Source organism: Methylobacterium sp. AMS5 (genome assembly GCF_001542815.1).
Lineage (GTDB): Bacteria > Pseudomonadota > Alphaproteobacteria > Rhizobiales > Beijerinckiaceae > Methylobacterium.
Map to the genome: position 1 here is coordinate 933,349 of NZ_CP006992.1, position 18,966 is coordinate 952,314.

Consider the following 18,966-nt stretch of genomic DNA (forward strand, 5'->3'; position numbering starts at 1 on the left):
TGTAAGCAACGCGCCTATGATTACACCGTAAACATGGGGTTGGTGCCATGCAGACATCGGATAGGCAAGCGACCGCGAATGGCCGCCCCACGCGGGACTCGGTCGATCTCTCGGCCTATCCGGGTCTTGTCGTGGTCTATCTCGGCTTTCGCGTCGGACGGATACGGGGCTTGAAGGCGCTGCTCGGCATCGGGCGCGAGTTGGCCCAGATGCAGCGCGAGCGGCCGGATGGGCTGCTGGCGCACGAGAACCTCGTCTACGGCCTCAACCATATCGGCATGCGACAGTACTGGCGCGATCTGGAAAGCTTGGAGGCCTTCACCCGCTCGGACCCGCACAAGACATGGTGGCGGGATTTCGGCCGCGATCCGGCCGGCAACGGCTTCTGGCACGAGGCCTACCGGCTCTCGGGCGGGATGGAGGCGATCTATGTCGGCATGCCGCGCCCGATCGGGCTCGCGTCCTTCGCCGCCGCCCGCCAGCCGCTCGGGCCCTTCATGACCTCGCGGCAGCGGCTGGCTTCATAGAGATGCCTAGCGGAAGATCGCGTCGAAGATCGATTGCGGCTCGCGCGGCGGCGGCGGGGCCGCTGCCGGCCCTTCGTTGTTCGGGAAGAACTTGCGCGAGGGCTTCTGCTTGGGCTGGACCGGCACGCCGCGCGGCCCCTCGACGTCGACCTGACCGTTCTGGTTGACTTGGGCGGACGTCTTGGTCGGGTCCGCGCCCTTCTTCTTCGGCTTGTCCTGGCGCGAGGCGAGCGCGGGCACGTCCTCCTGCTCCTTCGCCTCGGCGATCACGTCGGAGCCGCCCTTACAATCGGTCAGCCACACATCGTAGATCGGGTGCTCGATGGCGTGCAGGCCGGGGCTCGCCGCGAACATCCAGCCGGTGAAGATACGCCGGTACTTGCTGTCCAGCGTCACCTCGTCGACCTCGAGGAAGGCCGTGGTCTTCGGCGTCTCGGTGGGCGGGCGCGAGTAGCAGACCCTCGGCGTCATCTGCAGGGCGCCGAACTGCACCGTCTCGTCGATGGCGACCTCGAAGGTCACGATCCGGCCGGTGATCTTGTCGAGGCCGGAGAACACCGCGGTCGGGTTCTTGATCTTGTCGGCGGAGGCCGGCAGCGCACAGAGCGCCAGGGCGAGCGTGCCGAGCGCGGTCCGGCGCAGGATCGTTGCGGGGATGCGGCTCAAGGCGCCCTCTTGAGTCTGGAACCGGCCATCGCGGCCGGCAAACGGTGCGGCCGTTCCAACACCCCAAGGGTGGTGGAAAAAGGGCGGCCGGGCCGTGATGCTCTTAAGTTCCGCCCGCGCTTCGCGCCGACCGCCCTGCGGCAGATCGCGACCAGCCGGCGCGCGGCATGGCTTCGTCTACTCGGCGGGCGTCCACGGCACGTAGTCGCCGGTCGCGGCCGGCCGCTGGCCCCAGGAGAGTTGCGAGCCCTTCGGCCGGTAGGCCGCCGCCGTACCGGTGAGGTTCTCCTCGTGGGCCTTCTGCCACTCGCGAGGCTGGTAATCCTCCTCGCTCGGGGCGACGTCGCCGTTGTGGCACAGCCAGGCCCGCCAGCCCGGCGGCACGCGGGACGCGTCGGCATAGCCGTTATAGACGACCCAGCGCCGCTCCGGGCCGACCGAGCGGTCGATCAGAGGGCCCAGCGCCTTGTAGTATTTGTTGCCGAGTTCGTCCGAACCGACGAACTGGCCGCTGCGCGCGGTATAGAGCGCGAGCGACATCGTCTGCCCGTTCCACCAGGTGAAGATGCGCAGCAGCGTGTCCTTGAGGGCCATGATTCCTCCGGCGAGCGACGGACCCGCGGTGCCGTCGCCGCGGTCGTTATGGTCGTCACGCGCGTGTGAGTCCAGCACCCCGGGCCGCTGTCGCATTTACGGCACGCTCCCCCTGTCTCGCGCGGCCGTTAACCCTGTCCGACCCTGTCGAGGGCGGTCGAACGCATCGCCTTCCCTGTGGACCGAAAAATTTTCCCGGCGGATTCGATCAAGCCGAAAGGCCACTTAGCGAACCGCCTCGAATATCCACAGATTTATGATGAAGGACACAACATCTAGGGCGGAACACGGGTAGCCGGCACTAGTTATTGACGCAGATGGCCGCTCGGACGTAAGGTCCCGGCATCGCTTCGAACGGTTCGGCGGGGTTTGGGAAGAACCCCGTTTTCGCATGGCGGACAGGCTCCCACGTCGTCTGTGGCGGGGCCCCGAACCGGCCGAGGCACATCCGGCTTTTCATCCATGATCCGCGGCCTGCGCCGCGGCACGGGGTCGCTTGACTCCGAGGGAGAGGGATTCATGCGGTTCGAGCGGCGCTACACGACGGCGGGCCAGTCGCCCTACGCAGCCATCGCCTTCCGCAAGGCTGTGAGCGAGATTCGCAACCCGGACGGCTCGATCGTCTTCCGGCTCGACGGCATTTCCGTGCCGGAGAGCTGGAGCCAGGTCGCCGCCGATGTGCTGGCGCAGAAATATTTCCGCAAGGCCGGCGTTCCGGCCCGCCTGAAGAAGGTGGAGGAGAACAGCGTTCCCTCCTTCCTCTGGCGCGCCGTGCCGGATGAGGCCGCGCTCGCCGAACTGCCGGAGGAGGAGCGCTTCGTCTCCGAGATCTCGGCGACCCAGGTGTTCGACCGGCTCGCCGGCTGCTGGACCTATTGGGGCTGGAAGGGCGGCTACTTCTCGTCCGAGGAAGACGCTGCCGCCTTCATGGACGAGCTGCGCTTCATGCTCGCTCGCCAGATGGTAGCGCCGAACTCGCCGCAATGGTTCAACACCGGCCTGCACTGGGCCTACGGCATCGACGGGCCGAGCCAGGGCCACTTCTACTGCGACCCGAAGACCGGCGTGCTGACGAAGTCGGCCACCGCCTACGAGCACCCGCAGCCGCATGCCTGCTTCATCCAGTCCGTGCAGGACGACCTCGTCAACGAGGGCGGCATCATGGACCTGTGGGTGCGCGAGGCGCGCCTGTTCAAGTACGGCTCGGGCACCGGCTCGAACTTTTCACAGCTGCGTGGGGAGAACGAAAAACTCGGCGGCGGCGGCAAGTCGTCGGGCCTGATGTCCTTCCTCAAGATCGGCGACCGCGCGGCCGGCGCGATCAAGTCGGGCGGCACCACCCGGCGCGCCGCCAAGATGGTGATCGTCGACATCGACCATCCCGACGTCGAGAGCTTCATCGACTGGAAGGTGAAGGAGGAGCAGAAGGTCGCCGCGCTGGTGACCGGCTCCAAGGTCGTCTCCAAGCACCTCACCGCGGTGATGAAGGCCTGCACCCAGTGCGAGGCCGAGGGCGACGCCTGCTTCGACCCCGAGCGCAACCCGGCGCTCAAGCGCGAGATCAAGGCCGCCCGCAAGGCGATGGTGCCCGACGCCTACATCAAGCGCGTGGTGCAGTTCGCCCGCCAGGGCTTCACCAAGATCGACTTCCCCGTCTACGACACCGATTGGGATTCGGAGGCCTATCTCACGGTCGCCGGCCAGAACTCCAACAACTCGGTCTCGCTGACCGACGAGTTCCTGCGCGCGGTGGAAGCGGATGGGCCGTGGAGCCTGACCTCGCGCACCACCGGCAAGGTCGTGAAGACGCCTCAGGCGCGCGACCTGTGGGAGAAGATCGGTGAGGCCGCCTGGGCCTCGGCCGATCCGGGTCTGCACTTCAACACCACGATGAACGACTGGCACACCTGCCCGGAGGGCGGGCGGATCCGGGCCTCGAACCCGTGCTCCGAATACATGTTCCTCGACGACACGGCCTGTAACCTCGCCAGCGCCAACCTGCTGACGATGTACGATCGTGGGGCCAAGCACTTCGACGTCGAGGCGTTCGAGCACCTCAACCGGCTCTGGACCGTGGTGCTCGAAATCTCGGTGATGATGGCGCAGTTTCCGTCCAAGGAGATCGCCGAGCTTTCCTACAAGTACCGCACGCTGGGCCTCGGCTACGCCAATATCGGCGGCCTGCTGATGACCATGGGCCTGCCCTACGACTCCGATAAGGGCCGGGCGCTGGCCGGCGCGCTCACCGCGATCATGACGGGCGTGGCCTACGCCACCTCCGCCGAGATGGCGGCCGAACTCGGCACCTTCGAGGCCTACCCGGACAACGCGGAGCACATGCTGCGGGTGATCCGCAACCATCGCCGTGCGGCGCATGGCGAGGCCGCCGGCTATGAGGGCCTCAACGTCAGCCCCGTACCGCTCGACCACGCCAACATCCCGCAGGCCGATATCGGCGCCCATGCCCGCGCGGCCTGGGACCGGGCGCTGTCGCTCGGCGAGCGGCACGGCTACCGCAACGCGCAGGCCACCGTGATCGCGCCGACCGGCACGATCGGTCTGGTGATGGATTGCGACACCACCGGCATCGAGCCCGACTTCGCCCTGGTGAAGTTCAAGAAGCTCGCCGGCGGCGGCTACTTCAAGATCATCAACCAAGCCGCCCCCGACGCCCTGCGGGCGCTGGGCTACCGCGAGGCCGAGATCGCCGAGATCGAGGCTTACGCCGTCGGCCACGGCTCGATGGGTCAGGCCCCCGCGATCAACCCGGGATCGCTCCGCGCCAAGGGCTTCACCGACGACAAGATCGCGGCGGTGGAAGCCGGCCTGAAGTCGGCCTTCGACATCAAGTTCGTGTTCAACCGCTGGAACCTCGGCGACGACTTCCTCAAGGACACCCTCAAGGTGCCGGCGGAGAAGTTGGCTGATCCCACCTTCGAACTCCTCCCGTTCCTCGGCTTCACTCGCAAGGAAATCGAGGCCGCCAACACCCATGTCTGCGGAGCGATGACGCTGGAGGGCGCGCCCTTTCTCAAGCCCGAGCACTACGCGGTGTTCGATTGCGCCAACCCGTGTGGGCGCACCGGCAAGCGCTACCTCTCGGTCGAGAGCCACATCCAGATGATGGCCGCGGCGCAGCCCTTCATCTCGGGGGCGATCTCCAAGACCATCAACATGCCCAATGACGCCACGGTGGAGGATTGCAAGGCGGCCTACCTGCTGTCCTGGCGCCTCGCGCTCAAGGCGAACGCCCTCTACCGCGACGGCTCCAAGCTCTCGCAGCCGCTCAACTCGGCGCTGATCGCCGACGACGAGGAGGAGGCCGACGAGGCTCTCGAGGCGATCATCCAGGCTCCGGCCGCCGCCAAGGCGACGGCGGCGGCGGAGAAGATCGTCGAGCGCGTGATCGAGCGCATCGAGCGGATCCGCTCGCGCGAGAAGATGCCGGACCGGCGCAAGGGCTATACTCAGAAGGCGGTCGTCGGCGGCCACAAGGTCTACCTGCGCACCGGCGAATACGATGATGGCCGCCTCGGCGAAATCTTCATCGACATGCACAAGGAAGGCGCGACCTTCCGAAGCCTGATGAACAACTTCGCCATCGCGATCTCGCTCGGCCTCCAATACGGCGTTCCGCTGGAGGAATACGTGGAGGCCTTCACCTTCACCCGTTTCGAGCCGGCGGGCTTCGTGCAGGGCAACGACGCGATCAAGAACGCGACGTCGCTGCTCGACTACGTGTTCCGCGAACTGGCGGTCTCGTATCTCGGCCGGACCGATCTCGCCCACGTCAACCCGGCCGAGATCGGCGGCACGGTGCTCGGCGGCGGCGAGGGCGACACGACCCGCGAATCCAAGGCGGCGCCTGCGGCGGCCTCGGTGGTGTCCCGCGGCCTGCTGCGCGGCTCGGCCGACCGGCTCACCCTGATCCAGGGCGGCCCGGCAGGCGCCACGACCGGAATCGGCGCGGCCGCCACAGGCCAGACGGCCCCAGCCGGCGGCACGGTCCACGCCGTGCGGGGCGCGACCGCCCTGAAGGCGGAGCCGCAAAGCGTCGGCAGCATCGAGACGCTGCCCTTCGCCAAGCCGGAACCGAAGGCGGAGCGGAGCATCGCCGACCGCCGGGCCGAAGCGAAGATGAAGGGCTATGTCGGCGAGGCCTGCCCCGAATGTGCGAACTTCACGCTGGTCCGCAATGGCACCTGCCTGAAATGCGACACCTGCGGAAGCACAACAGGGTGTAGCTGATTATGCCGTGTGTGTAACGGAGAGGGGGATGTCCAGCGACAGATAGTTTTAGTCCTCGGACGCTAAGTTGGGGCTCAAACGAATCATAGTAGTGGCAGAGCGTGGCTGGGAGTGGCCCGGGCGACGTTCGCTCGGGCCACTGAGAGGAATGGTTACGTCGAACGGTGATCGGCGGGCGGACTCAAGGGTCCGCCTGCCGCATCGATTCCGATGCAGACTTGTATCGCGGACCCGGGGAAGGAACCCCGATGACTTCACCGCCTGTCGGGCGGATCGTTCATACTGCTTGCGGGGGCGCAAAACCCGCAAGGATCACCCTGTACTGGCCAGCGTTTCGGGCCGCTCTCTTCGGACCTTGGGTCCGAGGTATCGCCGCTGCGGCGCTGTTTTTTCCAGCGCCGCGCTACCGGATCGTAGCCGGCCCCTGCGCTACCGGGGCAGGCTCTCGCATGACGAGGGCACGTATGAACGCCGACATCGGTGTTTCGCAGGAGCGACTGCGTGAGTTTTGGACGGGGATCGTCGAGCGCGGCGGCCTGGCGGGGCAGGACCCACGGCAGATCGTGGCCGGTTGCCGTCGGCTTCACCCGCGGAGGGATGAGCGCCTCCGCGGCGACCTGGTCATCCATCTTGCGGAGCGGGCCGAACGCGTCCTCCGCGCCCTCGCGGGAGCCAGCCTGCGGCACGGCGGCGAAGATCCGGTCGGCGACGTCGTGGACGCGATGGTCGAGGCCGTCCTCGACCCGAACTCGGCGGACGGGGCTGGCTTCGAGCAGTCGTTTCGCGGCAAGCTGCGGCACCGCCTTATCGACAAAATCCGCCGGGGTAAGGTCCGCCGTGACATCGAACAGCCCGCCGTCTGCGACGCCGAGGGCCAGCCGGTCGAACCCATCGATGGATCGTCGCTCGGGCCGGAGGACGAGGCCATGATCCAATCGGTCCTCGCTCAGCTGCCGGAGAAGCATCGCTTGGCGTTCAAGCTGTTCCGCCAAGGGTTTGACTTTAGCTCAAAGGCGGACAAGAGCATCGCCGGGATGCTGAATATCACGCCGAAGACCGCGAAAGACTGGGTCGATCGCGCGAAGGAGCGCATCGCCCATGAACTCGGTCGTACGCCATGAGCGAACGCCCTGAAGACTTGGAGGACGTGCTGATCCGCTTCCACGAAGCGGTTGAGGCGATCACCCCGGAGGTGATCCGAGCCTGGACGACGCGATATCCGCACTTCGCCGACGCGATCCGGGCCGAGGCGCTGGAGATCCTCGATCTCGACCACGGGGGGCGTCCACATGTCGCCGAGCCCGCCGTACGCGACTATGCGGACAAGGTCCGCGACGCGGCCCGCCGCGCTGCCGAGCGGGCGGACCCCGTTGATGTGCCGGATCTGCGCGGAGCCCTCAAGCAGCACCACACGGACGTGAGGACCTTCGCCGGCACACTTGGCATCGCGCGATCGATCATCGCCGACATCAGCACCGGGCAGATCGTCCCGTCGACGATCACGCCGCGTTTCCGGCGCTTGGGTGCCGAACGCCTCGGGTGCGCCCGCGCGTGGTTCGAGGCCGTCTTAGAGAACTCTCAGCCCCGCGCCATGACGGCGGCGTTCAAGGCCTCCGACCTCCCGACGATGGGGCGGGCGCGGACCTGGGAGGAAGCGATTCGCGCGTCGAGCATGCCAGAGGACCGCAAGGCGTTCTGGCTCGCGGACGAGGCGTAGGCGGGTGGATGCTTGGCGCGGCATCCGGGTTATCGCCCGGCGCGTGCACGCCGACGCCGCCGCGCGCGCGGTCGATGGGACGGCGTCGGCGCTTGTCGCGGCGGCGCTCGAACTGGCCGACCTTGAGGTCGATACGCTCGAACCCGGGGCCGTGTACGGCCCCGAGGTGGTCGGCGTCCTTGAGCGGGGCGACGGGTTCGTCCGCCTCGCCGCTGGCCTCGACGCGGGATGGCGCACCGTCGTCACCGCGCACGAGATCGGGCACTTCCACCTGCACGACGAGCGCCAATCCCTCGTGCGTACAGCCGAGCCCGGTTTCGGCGGCCAGGCATTCGAGACCGGGGTAGAGCGGGTTGTCGCCTACTCGCCGCGCGAGCGGCGCGAGACACAGGCCGACGTATTCGCGCAGGAGTTCCTGCTGCCGGCCGACCTGCTGCGCCAGCGCTTGGTGCGTGATCGCCAGACGCCCTCGCAGATCGCGCAGGAGGTCGGGCTTCCACTGCCGTTCGTGACGATGCAGGCGATCCGGGCACTGCTTCTGCCCCCGCTGCCTGAACTGGACGCGATCGAGGAGCCGCCGCCGGCGATCCCGCTTGACCCGGACCAGCGGGCCGCCGCGGAATGGGACGAGCGGCCGCTCATTCTCGACGCTGGGCCGGGCACCGGTAAGACGCGCACGCTCGTGGGGCGGATCGAGTACCTCCTCGGTATCGGCGTTCAGCCGTGGGAGATCCTCGCGCTCACCTTCTCGAACAAGGCGGCCGCGGAGATGCGCGAGCGGGTCGAGCGCCTCGACGCGGCCGCGCAGATGTGGATCGGCACCTTCCACGCGTTCGGCCTGGAGATCCTGCGCCTGTACGCGGCGCAGGCTGGGCTGCGCGCCGACTTCGACGTCCTCGACGAGGCGCATGGGCTTGGCCTGCTCGAAGATATACTGCCGGACCTCAAGCTCCGGCATTTTCAGAATCTGTGGGACCCGACGCTCGAGCTGCGCCCGATCCTCCGGGCGATCTCGCGCGCGAAGGACGAGATGGTCAGCCCAGCCGCGTACCTTGCGGCGGCCGAGGCGGCGCTGGCCGCGGCCGAGACGCAGGAGGCCGTCGAGGCGGCCGAGAAGGCGGTCGAGGTCGGCGGCGTCTACACGGCGTACCAAGAGGCGCTCGATGCCAGGGGCGCGGTCGATTTTGGCGACCTCGTTGGCAAAGCGGCCAGGGTCCTCGCCGACCATGCAGGGGCGAGGGCCACCGTGCGGGACCGCCACCGGTGGATCCTCGTGGACGAGTACCAGGACGTGAACGCGGCCGGCACCGCGCTGCTGGACCAGATCGCGGTCGACGGGCGGCGCGTCTGGGCCGTGGCCGACCCGCGGCAGTCGATCTACCGGTTCCGCGGCGCGGCCCCAGCCAACGCGGCCGGCTTCGCGTCCCGCTACCCGAACGGGCAGAGCCGTTCGCTCACCACGAACTACCGCTCGGGCGAGGCGGTGGTGAAGCTGTTCGAACACTACGGGCGTGACATCGCCGCGGCCCCCAAGCCACCGGTCGAATGGCATCCCCACCGGGGGGCGGTGGGGTACGTCGACCATCTGCAGGCCGAGGATCTGCGCTCGGAAGTCTACGCGGTGCGCGACCAGATCGAACGGTTCAAGGCCGAGGAAATCCCCTACGACCGGCAGGCCATCCTCGCGCGGACCCACCTGTGCCTCGCCCGGTTCGGCCGGCTGCTCCAGGAGTTCGACGTCCCGATCCTCTACCTCGGCGACCTGTTCGAGCGGCCGGAGATCCGGGACCTGCTCTCCGTCGTGTCGCTCGGGGCCGACGCGGACGCGGCCGGGCTGATCCGCGTGGCGCAGCTGCCGGAGTATGGTGCGACGCGCGCGGACGCGCTCGTAGCGATCCGGGAGGCGGACGCCGCGCGCGAGGATATCGTCGCGGTGTGCGCGCGGGCCGAGGCGATCGTGGGGTTCACGGATGCGGGGCGCGCGGGCCTGATTCGGCTGGCCGGTCAGCTCACCGGGGTCAACCGGGGTACGACGGCCTGGCGTATGCTTGTGGGCTACCTGTTCGAGGGTAGCGGCTATCTCCGGCGCTTCGTCGAAGACCCGAGCGTCCGGTCACAGCAGTGCCTCGTCGCGATCTACCAGCTGCTCAAGTTCGCCCGCGAGCACTCCGACGCCACCGGCGGGCGGGGCGGGCGGCGCGCGTTCTTGGAGCGGATCCGCCGCATCGAGCGCCTCGACGACGATCGCGCGTTCCGCGTCGTGCCGCCGGAGGCCGACGGAATCCCCGCGGTGCGCATGATGACCGTGCACGCGGCCAAGGGCTTGGAGTTCGCGGCCGTGCACCTGCCTCAGGTGGCCACGCGCTACGTGCCGGGCAAACGCCAGAGTGTGCGCTGCCCCGCCCCGCCCGGAATGGAGCATCTCGCGATTGGTCCGACTGACCACGACGCCGAAGAGGAGTGCCTCTTCTTCGTCGCCCTGTCGCGGGCGCGGGACGTCCTCTCGATTACCAGCGCCAAGCGCTATACGGCGAAGGCGACCTGCAACCCGTCGAAGTACCTTAAGGGCCTCGGGGCGCGGCTGCCGAAGCCCCGGCCCGCGCCGACGGTCGCCCCGGGGACGCGGCCCGTCGAGGTTGTGGCCGTCGTACCCGTGGACGCCCACGACGGGCGCGACCTGCTGATCTGGACGAAGTGCCCGGCGCGCTACCGCTACGAGGTGCTGGATGACCTCGGCGACCGGAGCGCAGCCGGAGCCTACCTCGCGTTCCGCCGGTGCGTGCGGGCGACCATCGACTGGATCTCCACCCAGCAAGCCGGGGGCGAGGCCGTGGATCCGGCCGCGGCTCGCCAGCGCCTCACCGAGGTCTGGGCCGAGCGCGGGCCCGTCGATCACGGGTTCGAGCCGGTCTACCGCGCCGCTGCCGAGACCATGGTCGAGAACGCCGTCGCGCTGCTCGACGACGGCGGTCGGGCCGTAGACCGACGGTGGCACGCCGCCACCGCAGGCGGCACGATCGGCGTGCGCGCGGACCGCGTCGTGGAACGCCCAGACGGGAGCATCATAGCGCAGGTCTACCGGACGGGACGCAAGTCGAAGAGCGAGGCGCAGAAAGCGATCTGGGAGCTCCTGGGCGAGGCACTCCGTCAGGCTCACCCCGACCGCACGGTCAGGCTGCAGGCGGTCTACCCGGCCACCCCCGAGGCGGTGGACATCGACCCGGACCAGGGCGGCGCGGGCCTCGCCGCGTACGCCGATGCCATCGCCGGGATCGAGGCCGGTCGCTTCCCGCCGACCCCATCGGGGGACTGTCCCACCTGCCGGTTCTACTTCGTCTGCACCGCCGAAGATTCTTTTTAGCCCGACTACCGAATCGCCGTCCCCGGCCGCGCTGGAGGGATCAGAAGGGCGGCCGCGGGGCCGCCTACGGGCGGCGAGAGTGCGATGCACGGACACGGAGAGGACCGCGTGGCGGTCCAGATCGGCGACGAGAACCTGAACTTCACCGAGGTCCACCTCACGGACCCGGTACCCACGGGGCGGCAGATCATCAAGGCGGCAGGCAAGCACCCCGTCGACGACTACGCCGCCCTCGCCCTGTTGCCGGACAACGCGCTGGAGCCGCTGCGGCTCGACGAGACATTCGATCTGCGCCACCACGGTGTCGAGCGGTTCCTGGTTTGCCGCTGCGACACCCTCTACCGCTTCTTCATCGACGGGCAGGACCAAGAATGGCCGGTCCGCCGGATCACGGGCGTCGTCCTGAAGAAGCTCGCCGGCGTCGATCCCGCCGCCTTCGATGTGTACCTCGTCCTGCCCGGGGCCGACGACGTCCGCGTGGCCGATCACGAGATGTTCGATCTCGCGCGGGAGGGGGTTGAGCACTTTCAAACGGTCAAGCGGCGGGCCCCCGCCGCCCGCGACATCACCCTCAAGGTGATCGTCAACGGTACCGAGATCGCGCTCAAGGTCCGCCCGGACACCCCGCTCGCGCAGGTCCGCACCGAGGCGCTGCGGAAGTCCGAGAACGTCGGGCGGCCCGAGGACGAGTGGCAGCTGAAGGACGAGCACGGCACCCCGTACGACCTGACGCAGACCGTCGCTGGCGTCGGGCTGCACGATGGCGACCTCGTGTGGTTGAGCCTCAAGGCGGGGGTCGCCGGGTGAGCGGCCCGCAGACCGTCGACCCCGCGGTCTCCCGCGCGAAGTTCGCGCGGGAGGTCACCGCCTATCGGGCCCTGGAGGGGACCTACCGCAAGCGCGGCCAGATCCTGCTCGACGCCGAGTTCCCCGAGGTGTGCGTGATGTTCGCGGCCCCCAAGCTGCGCCCGTCGCCCATCGTCGCCTGCGTGGTCGTCGATTTCACCGATTACGACGTCCAGCCGCTTTCGGTGCGCTTCGTCGACCCTTTCACCCGCGCGCCGATCAAGGCGAGCGAGCTCAACATCAACATGCTGCGCCGGCCACCGATGCCGCCGGGGATGCCAAAGGAGATGTACCTCCAGCTCATCCAGATGGGGCAGATGCCGGCAACGGACTTGATGCAGTTCAACTCGCCCGACGACCCGCCATTCCTGTGCCTGCCCCGCGTCCGGGAATACCACGACAACCCCGCGCACACAGGTGACGCATGGCTTCTGCACCGCCGCTCTGGCGAAGGCTCCTTGGCCTTCATCCTCGACACGATCTGGAGCCACGGGGTCAACCCGATCGAGAACTACCAGCTGGTCGCGCAGATGCCGGCGATCGGCATGGGGTTGAATCTCGCGCGCGTCCCGGAGTGAGCGGGCTCGCGGCAGTGCGGGCGGTCTCGCTTCCCCAGGCGTGCGCGGACGCAGCCCAGGAGCACATGCGCTCGGTCGGCCGCGCCGGCCATGAAGGGCTGGCGCTCTGGGTCGGCCGTCAGGACGGTGAGCGGTTCGCGGTCGAGCAGACCTGGGTCCCCGCCCAGCGCCACGTCCGCACCGACGACGGCGTCTGCGTCTGCATCGGCCCGGACGAACTCCACCGCATCAACGTCCGGCTTCACCGCGAAAAGCTCGTGCTCCTGGGGCAGGTCCACAGCCACCCGGGCCGGGCCTACCACTCGGACACCGACGACGCCTTCGCGATCGCCACTGCGGTCGGCAGCCTGTCGCTCGTCGTGCCCGACTACGCGGTCCGCCCGTTCGCGCTCCCCGACATCGCCGCCTACCGGCTCGACGCCCGCGCCCATTGGGCGCGGGTCCCCGCGGGCGCGCTGGCGCAGCTCATCACCATCACGGGTTGATCATGGCCCTCGCGAACTTCTTCGACCGCGCCGCCACCGCCGCTTCGCAGGTTCTGGCGGGCTTCGGCACGGCCGCCTTCTCGGAGCGGCTTCGGGCGCAGGTCGTCGGCCTCGCCTTCGACGGGGAGGCCGCGCATTCAGCGGAAGGCGCGGCCCTGCTCGACCTCACGGTCCGCTTGCTCGCCCGCCTGTACCCGACCCTCGCGATCCACGCCCTCGACGGCCCAGCCGCAGAACGTGCCGTCGAGCTGTGCGGCTTGGCCCGAGCGATCAACCCAGCCATCGATCTGGGGGGCGACGTCGGACGGGCGAGCGTCACCGTCTGCGTCGGCCGCACCGCGCTGGCCATCCCAGGCCAGGCGCTGTTTGCTGGGTCGGACGGCTGGATCGCGCGTTTCTCCCCGACGGCCCCGGTCGGGTGCGGGCGGAGCGTCAACCCGTTCGGTGCGGGGGCCGCGGCCTGCATCGCGGCCGCGAACGTGTTTCGGGCCGTGTTCGCCGACCAGATCCCGGGCGGGGGCCTTGACGGAGAGGTCGCCCTCGACCTTCGCAGCTACCGCCCGGCCGCACCGGGGGCCGCGGGCGGCGAGGTTGGCCCCGTCGACCTGGGTGAGGCGCATCTCGTCGGCTTCGGGGCCATCGGCAACGGCGCAGTTTGGGCGCTCGCCCGCCTGCCCGCCCTGGCCGGAACGCTGCACCTCGTCGACCACGAGGCCGTCGACCTGTCGAATCTGCAGCGCTATGCGATGGCGGCGCAGGTCGACGTCGATCGTGCGAAGGTCGAGGTTGCTGCCCCCCTGCTGGCCGTGACCGGGCTGCGCGTTGCACGCCACCGCGCGACGTGGGCCGAGTATCTCGCCGCGCGGGACGACTGGCGGCTGGATCGGGTTGCCGTCGCCCTGGACACGGCGCGCGACCGCGTCGCGGTCCAGGGTGCCCTCCCCCGATGGACCGTCAACGCCTGGACCCAGGAGGGCGACCTCGGTGTCTCACGGCACGGGTTCGCGGACGGCAAGCCCTGCCTCGCCTGCCTCTATCTCCCCGCCGGCGTGGTGAAGGACGAGGACGATCGCATCGCTGAGGAACTGGGTATGCCCGAGGCGCAGCCGGAGGTGCGGCGGATGCTGCAGACTTCGGAACCGGTCCCCGCCGCGTTCGTCGAGCGGATCGCCGCCGCGCTGGGCGTTCCAGCCGAGCCCCTGCGACCCTTCGCGGGGCAGCCCCTGCGGAGCTTTTATCAGCACGCCGTGTGCGGAGGCATCGTCTTCCAGCTGACCGATGGCGGACAGCCGGTCGGAGCCACCGTCCCGATGGCGTTTCAGTCGGCACTCGCCGGCGTTATGCTTGCCGCCGACCTCGTGAGGCACGCCCGGGGGGAACCGGACGCGCCGACGGCCGTCATACGCATCAACTTGCTGCGACCGCTCGGCACCCACCTCGCCGATCCCCACGCGCGCGACACCACGGGCCGCTGCATCTGCAGGGACCGCGACTTTCAGGCCGCCTACCGACACAAGTACACTGCCGCATAGACAGGAAATCCCCACACGCACCTACCGCGGCGCACGCGGAGGTGCATAGATAGCCTGCATACGAGGACTGATGATATATGGCATTAAGAAGCATCGCCGACGTATTTATCATTGAGTCCTTAGACTTCGCCGATGAAAAATCTCGCAAGGAAGGCGAAATAATTTTCCGCGCGCTTCAGATGTCCGGAAAATCCCCAATCTATCATTACGTTAGAACGCGCCAGGAACTTCAGCATTTCATAGGTGAATTCCGCGCTAGCGATTATCGATACCTTCACATGTCTTGCCACGGAAACGTTGATACGTTCGGCCTGACGCTCGAAGCCCTAACGGGCGAGGATCTCGCAGACCTATTCGGCAACGCTTTGGACAGGAGAAGACTTTTCCTTTCGACGTGCTTGGCGGCTAATGCCGACTTCGCCAGCAAGATTTTCCAACGTTCATCGTGTTTTTCTGTCGCCGGACCGATCGGTGAGATAGCATTCGACGACTCGGCAGTCCTATGGACGGCGTTCTATCATTTGATGTTTAAGGAGAGGCCCGATGCTATGAACCATAAGAGGCTAATGCTCAACCTTGGTAAGTCCGCCCTTGTTTTTGATCAGCAAATGAATCTATTCTTGGCGGAAAAGAATGGTCGGTCCCGGCACATCGTTCTGCCGCCGCGTAGCAAGAAGCTCGAGGAGAGCGACATGCCATAGGCGTTGGGCGAGACGGTCCGCAGCGCCTGCGCATGCTGCAGTGCGCGTACGGGATCCTGCCGGCTGACTGTGCCTACGAGGAGCCGATCCACCTCGCAGCCAACATAAATGTCGTCCCGGCCTGCGCATCGGCACGAAGTGCCTAGGCGCAGAGGGTCTGGCAGAGGCCGGCGTCACTCTTGACGACGAGCGGGTTAAACACGGAGGACTTGGTTCGGCGCGGCTAGAAGTGAGGATGGAACGTCATGATTATTTGGGAGTGCTAGACAAAATCGGCAGATATCCTTAGTGCCCGCCTCGAAACCTTCCTATCAGACAAGCCGCTGCGCCGCCGACGCCCGGTGCAAGCCCCGTACAGGGTCGAGGATCGAAGCGCCGTCGGCGGCCGGACCCTTAGGCCGCAAGGCCAGCGCATCAAGCCCGGCTGTCACTGTGCCTCGTGGACTTGAGGATGAAGGCTGCGGTGGGCCAGCACGCTTCGCCCCTTCACCACGCCCTATGGCGGATGAGCCCAATCGGAACGATATCACCATAGACTTCGACCGGAGATGGGCATGGCCAGACGGGTCTTCTTCAGCTTCCACTACGACCGCGATGTCCGACGGATCGTCCAGGTCCGTAACTCGTGGCTCATCCGTGCCAAGGGCGAGGCACAGCCGTTCTACGATGCCGCCGCCTTCGAGGAGGCAAAGCGGCGTGCGGGCGGCATCGAGAAGTGGATCGAGGACCAACTGAAGGGCACTTCCGTGACGGCGGTCCTGTTCGGCGCACAGACCTCCGAGCGCGAATGGGTTCGCCACGAGATCAAGCGCAGCCACGAACTCGGGAAGGGCCTCCTTGCCATCGACATCCACAAGGTGAAGGATCCGCAGCTCGGCGCGGACATCCAGGGCAGAAACCCGCTGTCGTGCTGGTCGGCCAAGAGCGGCGGGCAGACGATCCCGTTCAGCAACCTTTACCGGACGTACGATTGGGTCGCCGACGATGGGTACAACAACATGTCCGCGTGGATCGAGGCGGCTGCCAAGGCGGCAGGGCGTTGAGGCCAGTCGATGAGCCTGTACGAGCTGGCGATTCTGGGGTGCGCGACGCCGGACGAGAGGACGATTTTGACCGCGACGCTGCGCGGCATGATCGAGGACTTCGGTCTCGCGATCGACGCCGACGTGCGCGTCCTCGATGGCGCAAACGTCGCGGGCCGCGACAAGCGCGCGGCCTTTGCGGCGGCCTATTTCGCTGGCGACGATCCCTCCGACGTGGAGGCCGCGCGCGCGGTGGTCCGATCCAGCGCGCCGGTGATCCCAACGGTGGGACCGGCCGGCGACTTCGTACGGCAGGTCCCCGACTTTCTGCAATCCGCGAACGGGTTGAGGCGTCGCGCCGACGATGGCGCGTTCGTCGAGCTGGCGTCGGCGATGCTCGAATGCGTGGGGCTGCTGCGGAAGCAGCGCCGGGTGTTCGTCAGCTATCGCCGCACCGAGTCGCGCGCGGCCGCCCTGCAACTGCACGACCTCCTCACCGCCCGGGGGTTCGACGTGTTCCTCGACACGCACGACATCCGCCCCGGGGACCCGTTCCAGGACGTCCTGTGGCAGCGCTTAGTCGACGCCGACGTCATGGTGATGCTCGACACGCCGACCTACTTCGAGAGCCGCTGGACGCGGCATGAGATCGGCCGCGCCCGCGCCAAGGACATTCACGTGCTGCGGGTCATATGGCCCGAGCACGTGCCCAGCCGGCTCACCGATCTGGCTGAGACCATCTACCTCGAACCCGCCGAGCTCGAGGGTACGGACGGGCCGGTGGTAAACGCGGTCGCCGAGAACATAGTAGGCCGCGTCGAGCGCTTGCGCAGCCGGGCCATCGCGGCCCGGTACATGGCGATCACCGGCAAACTGCGTGCCGACGTCGAGAAGTTCGGCGGGTCGGTGGAGGGCGTCGGAGCTCATCGTGCCGTCGCCATACGGCTTCTCGACGACCGGAAGATCTGGGCTTACCCTGTCGTCGGCGTGCCCAACGCCGAGATCCTCAACGACATCGCCGAGAAGGCCCGCCGCGCCGACCAGGGCGAGGTCCCGGTGCTGGTCTACGACCACGTCGGCATCCGCGACGCCTGGAACGCGCACTTGGTCTGGCTGGGCGAACACATCCGGGCCGTGCGTTCCATAAAGGTCGCGGAAGCCGGTTGGGCGCTCGCCGCGTGGGAGGGATGAACATGGCCGACGCCGTCTTCCTCTCCGCGGGCGTCCCTGATCCCCGGCGGGGTCCGCAGTACGCGGCGACCGCCGACACGGTGGCGATTACCGCGGCAGTGTCGGCCCTCGTCCACGTGACGCTTGGCCGCCGCATCCTCGTTTGGGGCGGTCACCCGGCGATCACACCAATGGTCTGGACGATCGCGCAGGACGTCGGCGTCGACTACGGGCGCTGGGTCCGCCTGTATCAATCACGGCATTTCGCGGACGAGTTCCCCGAGGACAACGAGCGGTTCCAGAACGTCACCTTCACGGACGACGTCTCCGGCGATCGCGAGAAGAGCCTCTTGGTGATGCGCGAGCGCATGTTCTCAGACCACGGCTTCAAAGCCGCCGTGTTCATCGGCGGGATGGGCGGCATAACGCAGGAGTACGAGATGTTCCGCCGCCTGCAGCCGGACGCCGCGGTCATCCCGGTTGTTTCCACCGGGGGCGCGACCCTCGACGTGGCGGCGCGAGCCGGGCCGCTCGACCCCGACCTAGCCGACGACCTCGACTACGTGGCGCTGATGCACCGCCACCTCGCCGTGTCCGTGCGGGAGGAGCGGTTCAAGGACCCGGACGACCAGCCAGCGTCGATCCAGGATCGATTCTGGCGGCCCGGTAAGAAGGCCTAACCGCGCATGGCATTCTTGCGCGAAGCTGATGTCCGCGCGCGAGCGCGGCGGAGGGCCGGAGCAGCGGGTATCAGCGTCTCGGAGGCTTTGGGCCGGGTCGCCCGACGTCGTCGCGCCCGATACGATATCTTCCTCTCTCAGACGATCCGCGACGCCGAGATCGTCCTCGGCGTCTACGACATCCTTACCAACGCCGGGTATGAGGTGTTCTGCGATTGGATCGAAGCGCCGGAGACTGATCGGAGCCAAGTCACACCTGCGAACGCCGAATTTGTCCGTGCGACCATGGACATGAGCGATACGCTGCTGTTCCTTGACACCGAAAACGCGGCCCAATCGCTATGGATGTGTTGGGAATTAGGTTGGTTCGACGGGCGTAAAGGTCTTGTATCTGTCCTTCCAGTCCTGCCCGACGGCGAGCAATACTACCGCAGCCGCGAGTTCCTCGGCCTCTACCCGTATGTCGAGCTGGACGAGGAGGGACGGCTCAAGGTCGTCAGGCCAGTAGTTACGAGTCCGAGCGGCGTAACAATGTTTGAAGCGCCGAACTCACGAACGTTCGAATCTTGGCGGACCGACCCGCGCGATTTCATGAGGCCGCGCGTGATAGGCGGATTAGGTCGGTAGGTCGGTGCGGTGCGCCCGCAGGCCAAGCTGGTGGTGCTGATGGCGGCGGCGGAACGCACTGCGTGGCTCCCGGCACCGTGGTCTGGGGCGCAGGCGTTCCGCCGCCATTGTCCGATGGGGCGCTACGGGTCACGGGACAACGGCCGCTGAACGCCCATGGGGTGCGGACGGACGGAGCTGACTGATACGCTTGCACTCTGGCCAACGCGCGC

Annotated in this window: 16 protein-coding genes; 14 read left to right on the plus strand and 2 right to left on the minus strand. The window is 67.7% G+C overall.

Annotated features, from left to right (window positions below; translation table 11 throughout):
- Positions 1-47: 47 nt before the first annotated feature.
- Positions 48-527 (plus strand): monooxygenase family protein, encoded by a 480-nt coding sequence (locus Y590_RS04385; protein WP_060768796.1) that lies wholly within the window; start codon positions 48-50, stop codon positions 525-527.
- 6 nt (positions 528-533) lie between these two features.
- Here Y590_RS04385 and Y590_RS04390 read toward each other — a convergent pair whose 3' ends face one another.
- Entirely contained in the window at positions 534-1,193 is a 660-nt protein-coding gene (locus Y590_RS04390; RefSeq protein ID WP_060768797.1) for a DUF2155 domain-containing protein, read from the minus strand.
- 177 nt (positions 1,194-1,370) lie between these two features.
- Complete coding sequence (locus tag Y590_RS04395) at positions 1,371-1,787, minus strand: NADH:ubiquinone oxidoreductase subunit NDUFA12 (protein WP_012752230.1); 417 nt, start codon at positions 1,785-1,787, stop codon at positions 1,371-1,373.
- 519 nt (positions 1,788-2,306) lie between these two features.
- On the opposite strand from Y590_RS04395, the gene Y590_RS04400 reads away from it, so the two are divergent.
- The 13 genes from Y590_RS04400 to Y590_RS04460 all read left to right on the plus strand — a co-directional run bounded on the left by Y590_RS04400 (position 2,307) and on the right by Y590_RS04460 (position 18,754).
- Positions 2,307-6,035: a vitamin B12-dependent ribonucleotide reductase gene (locus Y590_RS04400; protein WP_060772154.1), complete on the plus strand. Its 3,729-nt coding sequence runs from the start codon at positions 2,307-2,309 to the stop codon at positions 6,033-6,035.
- A gap of 464 nt (positions 6,036-6,499) precedes the next feature.
- Entirely contained in the window at positions 6,500-7,156 is a 657-nt protein-coding gene (locus Y590_RS04405) for an RNA polymerase sigma factor (protein ID WP_060768798.1), read from the plus strand.
- A gap of 17 nt (positions 7,157-7,173) precedes the next feature.
- Positions 7,174-7,752: a hypothetical protein gene (locus tag Y590_RS04410; protein WP_060768799.1), complete on the plus strand. Its 579-nt coding sequence runs from the start codon at positions 7,174-7,176 to the stop codon at positions 7,750-7,752.
- Between the two features lie 4 nt (positions 7,753-7,756).
- The gene (locus Y590_RS04415) at positions 7,757-11,113 is read left to right on the plus strand and encodes an ATP-dependent helicase (RefSeq protein ID WP_060768800.1); all 3,357 of its coding nucleotides are present in this window, start codon (positions 7,757-7,759) and stop codon (positions 11,111-11,113) included.
- A gap of 84 nt (positions 11,114-11,197) precedes the next feature.
- Positions 11,198-11,920 carry a multiubiquitin domain-containing protein gene (locus Y590_RS04420; RefSeq protein ID WP_060768801.1) on the plus strand — a complete coding sequence of 241 codons (723 nt, stop codon included), beginning with the start codon at positions 11,198-11,200 and terminating at the stop codon, positions 11,918-11,920.
- The gene (locus Y590_RS04425; protein ID WP_060768802.1) at positions 11,917-12,537 is read left to right on the plus strand and encodes a putative metal-binding protein; all 621 of its coding nucleotides are present in this window, start codon (positions 11,917-11,919) and stop codon (positions 12,535-12,537) included. Before Y590_RS04420 ends, Y590_RS04425 begins: the two co-directional genes overlap by 4 nt.
- Before the next feature lie 65 nt (positions 12,538-12,602).
- Positions 12,603-13,022 (plus strand): Mov34/MPN/PAD-1 family protein, encoded by a 420-nt coding sequence (locus tag Y590_RS04430; RefSeq protein WP_286161851.1) that lies wholly within the window; start codon positions 12,603-12,605, stop codon positions 13,020-13,022.
- Positions 13,023-13,024: 2 nt separating this feature from the next.
- Entirely contained in the window at positions 13,025-14,554 is a 1,530-nt protein-coding gene (locus tag Y590_RS04435; protein WP_060768804.1) for an E2 ligase fold family C protein, read from the plus strand.
- Between the two features lie 77 nt (positions 14,555-14,631).
- Positions 14,632-15,255 (plus strand): hypothetical protein, encoded by a 624-nt coding sequence (locus Y590_RS04440; protein ID WP_144439923.1) that lies wholly within the window; start codon positions 14,632-14,634, stop codon positions 15,253-15,255.
- 554 nt (positions 15,256-15,809) lie between these two features.
- Positions 15,810-16,298, plus strand: coding sequence for a TIR domain-containing protein (locus Y590_RS04445; RefSeq protein ID WP_060772155.1), 489 nt, complete (start codon positions 15,810-15,812; stop codon positions 16,296-16,298).
- Positions 16,299-16,307: 9 nt separating this feature from the next.
- Positions 16,308-17,468: a Thoeris type III anti-phage system protein ThcB4 gene (gene thcB4, locus Y590_RS04450; RefSeq protein ID WP_060768806.1), complete on the plus strand. Its 1,161-nt coding sequence runs from the start codon at positions 16,308-16,310 to the stop codon at positions 17,466-17,468.
- A gap of 2 nt (positions 17,469-17,470) precedes the next feature.
- The gene (gene thcA / locus Y590_RS04455) at positions 17,471-18,127 is read left to right on the plus strand and encodes a Thoeris type III anti-phage system protein ThcA (protein WP_060768807.1); all 657 of its coding nucleotides are present in this window, start codon (positions 17,471-17,473) and stop codon (positions 18,125-18,127) included.
- A gap of 6 nt (positions 18,128-18,133) precedes the next feature.
- The gene (locus Y590_RS04460) at positions 18,134-18,754 is read left to right on the plus strand and encodes a toll/interleukin-1 receptor domain-containing protein (protein ID WP_060768808.1); all 621 of its coding nucleotides are present in this window, start codon (positions 18,134-18,136) and stop codon (positions 18,752-18,754) included.
- The last annotated feature ends 212 nt before the right edge of the window (positions 18,755-18,966 follow it).

Excerpts from the sequence above, each read along its gene's own strand:
- Y590_RS04445 (WP_060772155.1), top strand. The coding sequence starts at position 15,810 with ATGGCCAGACGGGTCTTCTTCAGCTTCCACTACGACCGCGATGTCCGA.
- thcA (WP_060768807.1), top strand. The coding sequence starts at position 17,471 with ATGGCCGACGCCGTCTTCCTCTCCGCGGGCGTCCCTGATCCCCGGCGG.
- Y590_RS04405 (WP_060768798.1), top strand. The coding sequence starts at position 6,500 with ATGAACGCCGACATCGGTGTTTCGCAGGAGCGACTGCGTGAGTTTTGG.
- Y590_RS04400 (WP_060772154.1), top strand. The coding sequence starts at position 2,307 with ATGCGGTTCGAGCGGCGCTACACGACGGCGGGCCAGTCGCCCTACGCA.
- thcB4 (WP_060768806.1), top strand. The coding sequence starts at position 16,308 with ATGAGCCTGTACGAGCTGGCGATTCTGGGGTGCGCGACGCCGGACGAG.
- Y590_RS04420 (WP_060768801.1), top strand. The coding sequence starts at position 11,198 with ATGCACGGACACGGAGAGGACCGCGTGGCGGTCCAGATCGGCGACGAG.
- Y590_RS04440 (WP_144439923.1), top strand. The coding sequence starts at position 14,632 with ATGGCATTAAGAAGCATCGCCGACGTATTTATCATTGAGTCCTTAGAC.
- Y590_RS04385 (WP_060768796.1), top strand. The coding sequence starts at position 48 with ATGCAGACATCGGATAGGCAAGCGACCGCGAATGGCCGCCCCACGCGG.
- Y590_RS04430 (WP_286161851.1), top strand. The coding sequence starts at position 12,603 with ATGCGCTCGGTCGGCCGCGCCGGCCATGAAGGGCTGGCGCTCTGGGTC.
- Y590_RS04435 (WP_060768804.1), top strand. The coding sequence starts at position 13,025 with ATGGCCCTCGCGAACTTCTTCGACCGCGCCGCCACCGCCGCTTCGCAG.
- Y590_RS04460 (WP_060768808.1), top strand. The coding sequence starts at position 18,134 with ATGGCATTCTTGCGCGAAGCTGATGTCCGCGCGCGAGCGCGGCGGAGG.
- Y590_RS04395 (WP_012752230.1), bottom strand. The coding sequence starts at position 1,787 with ATGGCCCTCAAGGACACGCTGCTGCGCATCTTCACCTGGTGGAACGGG.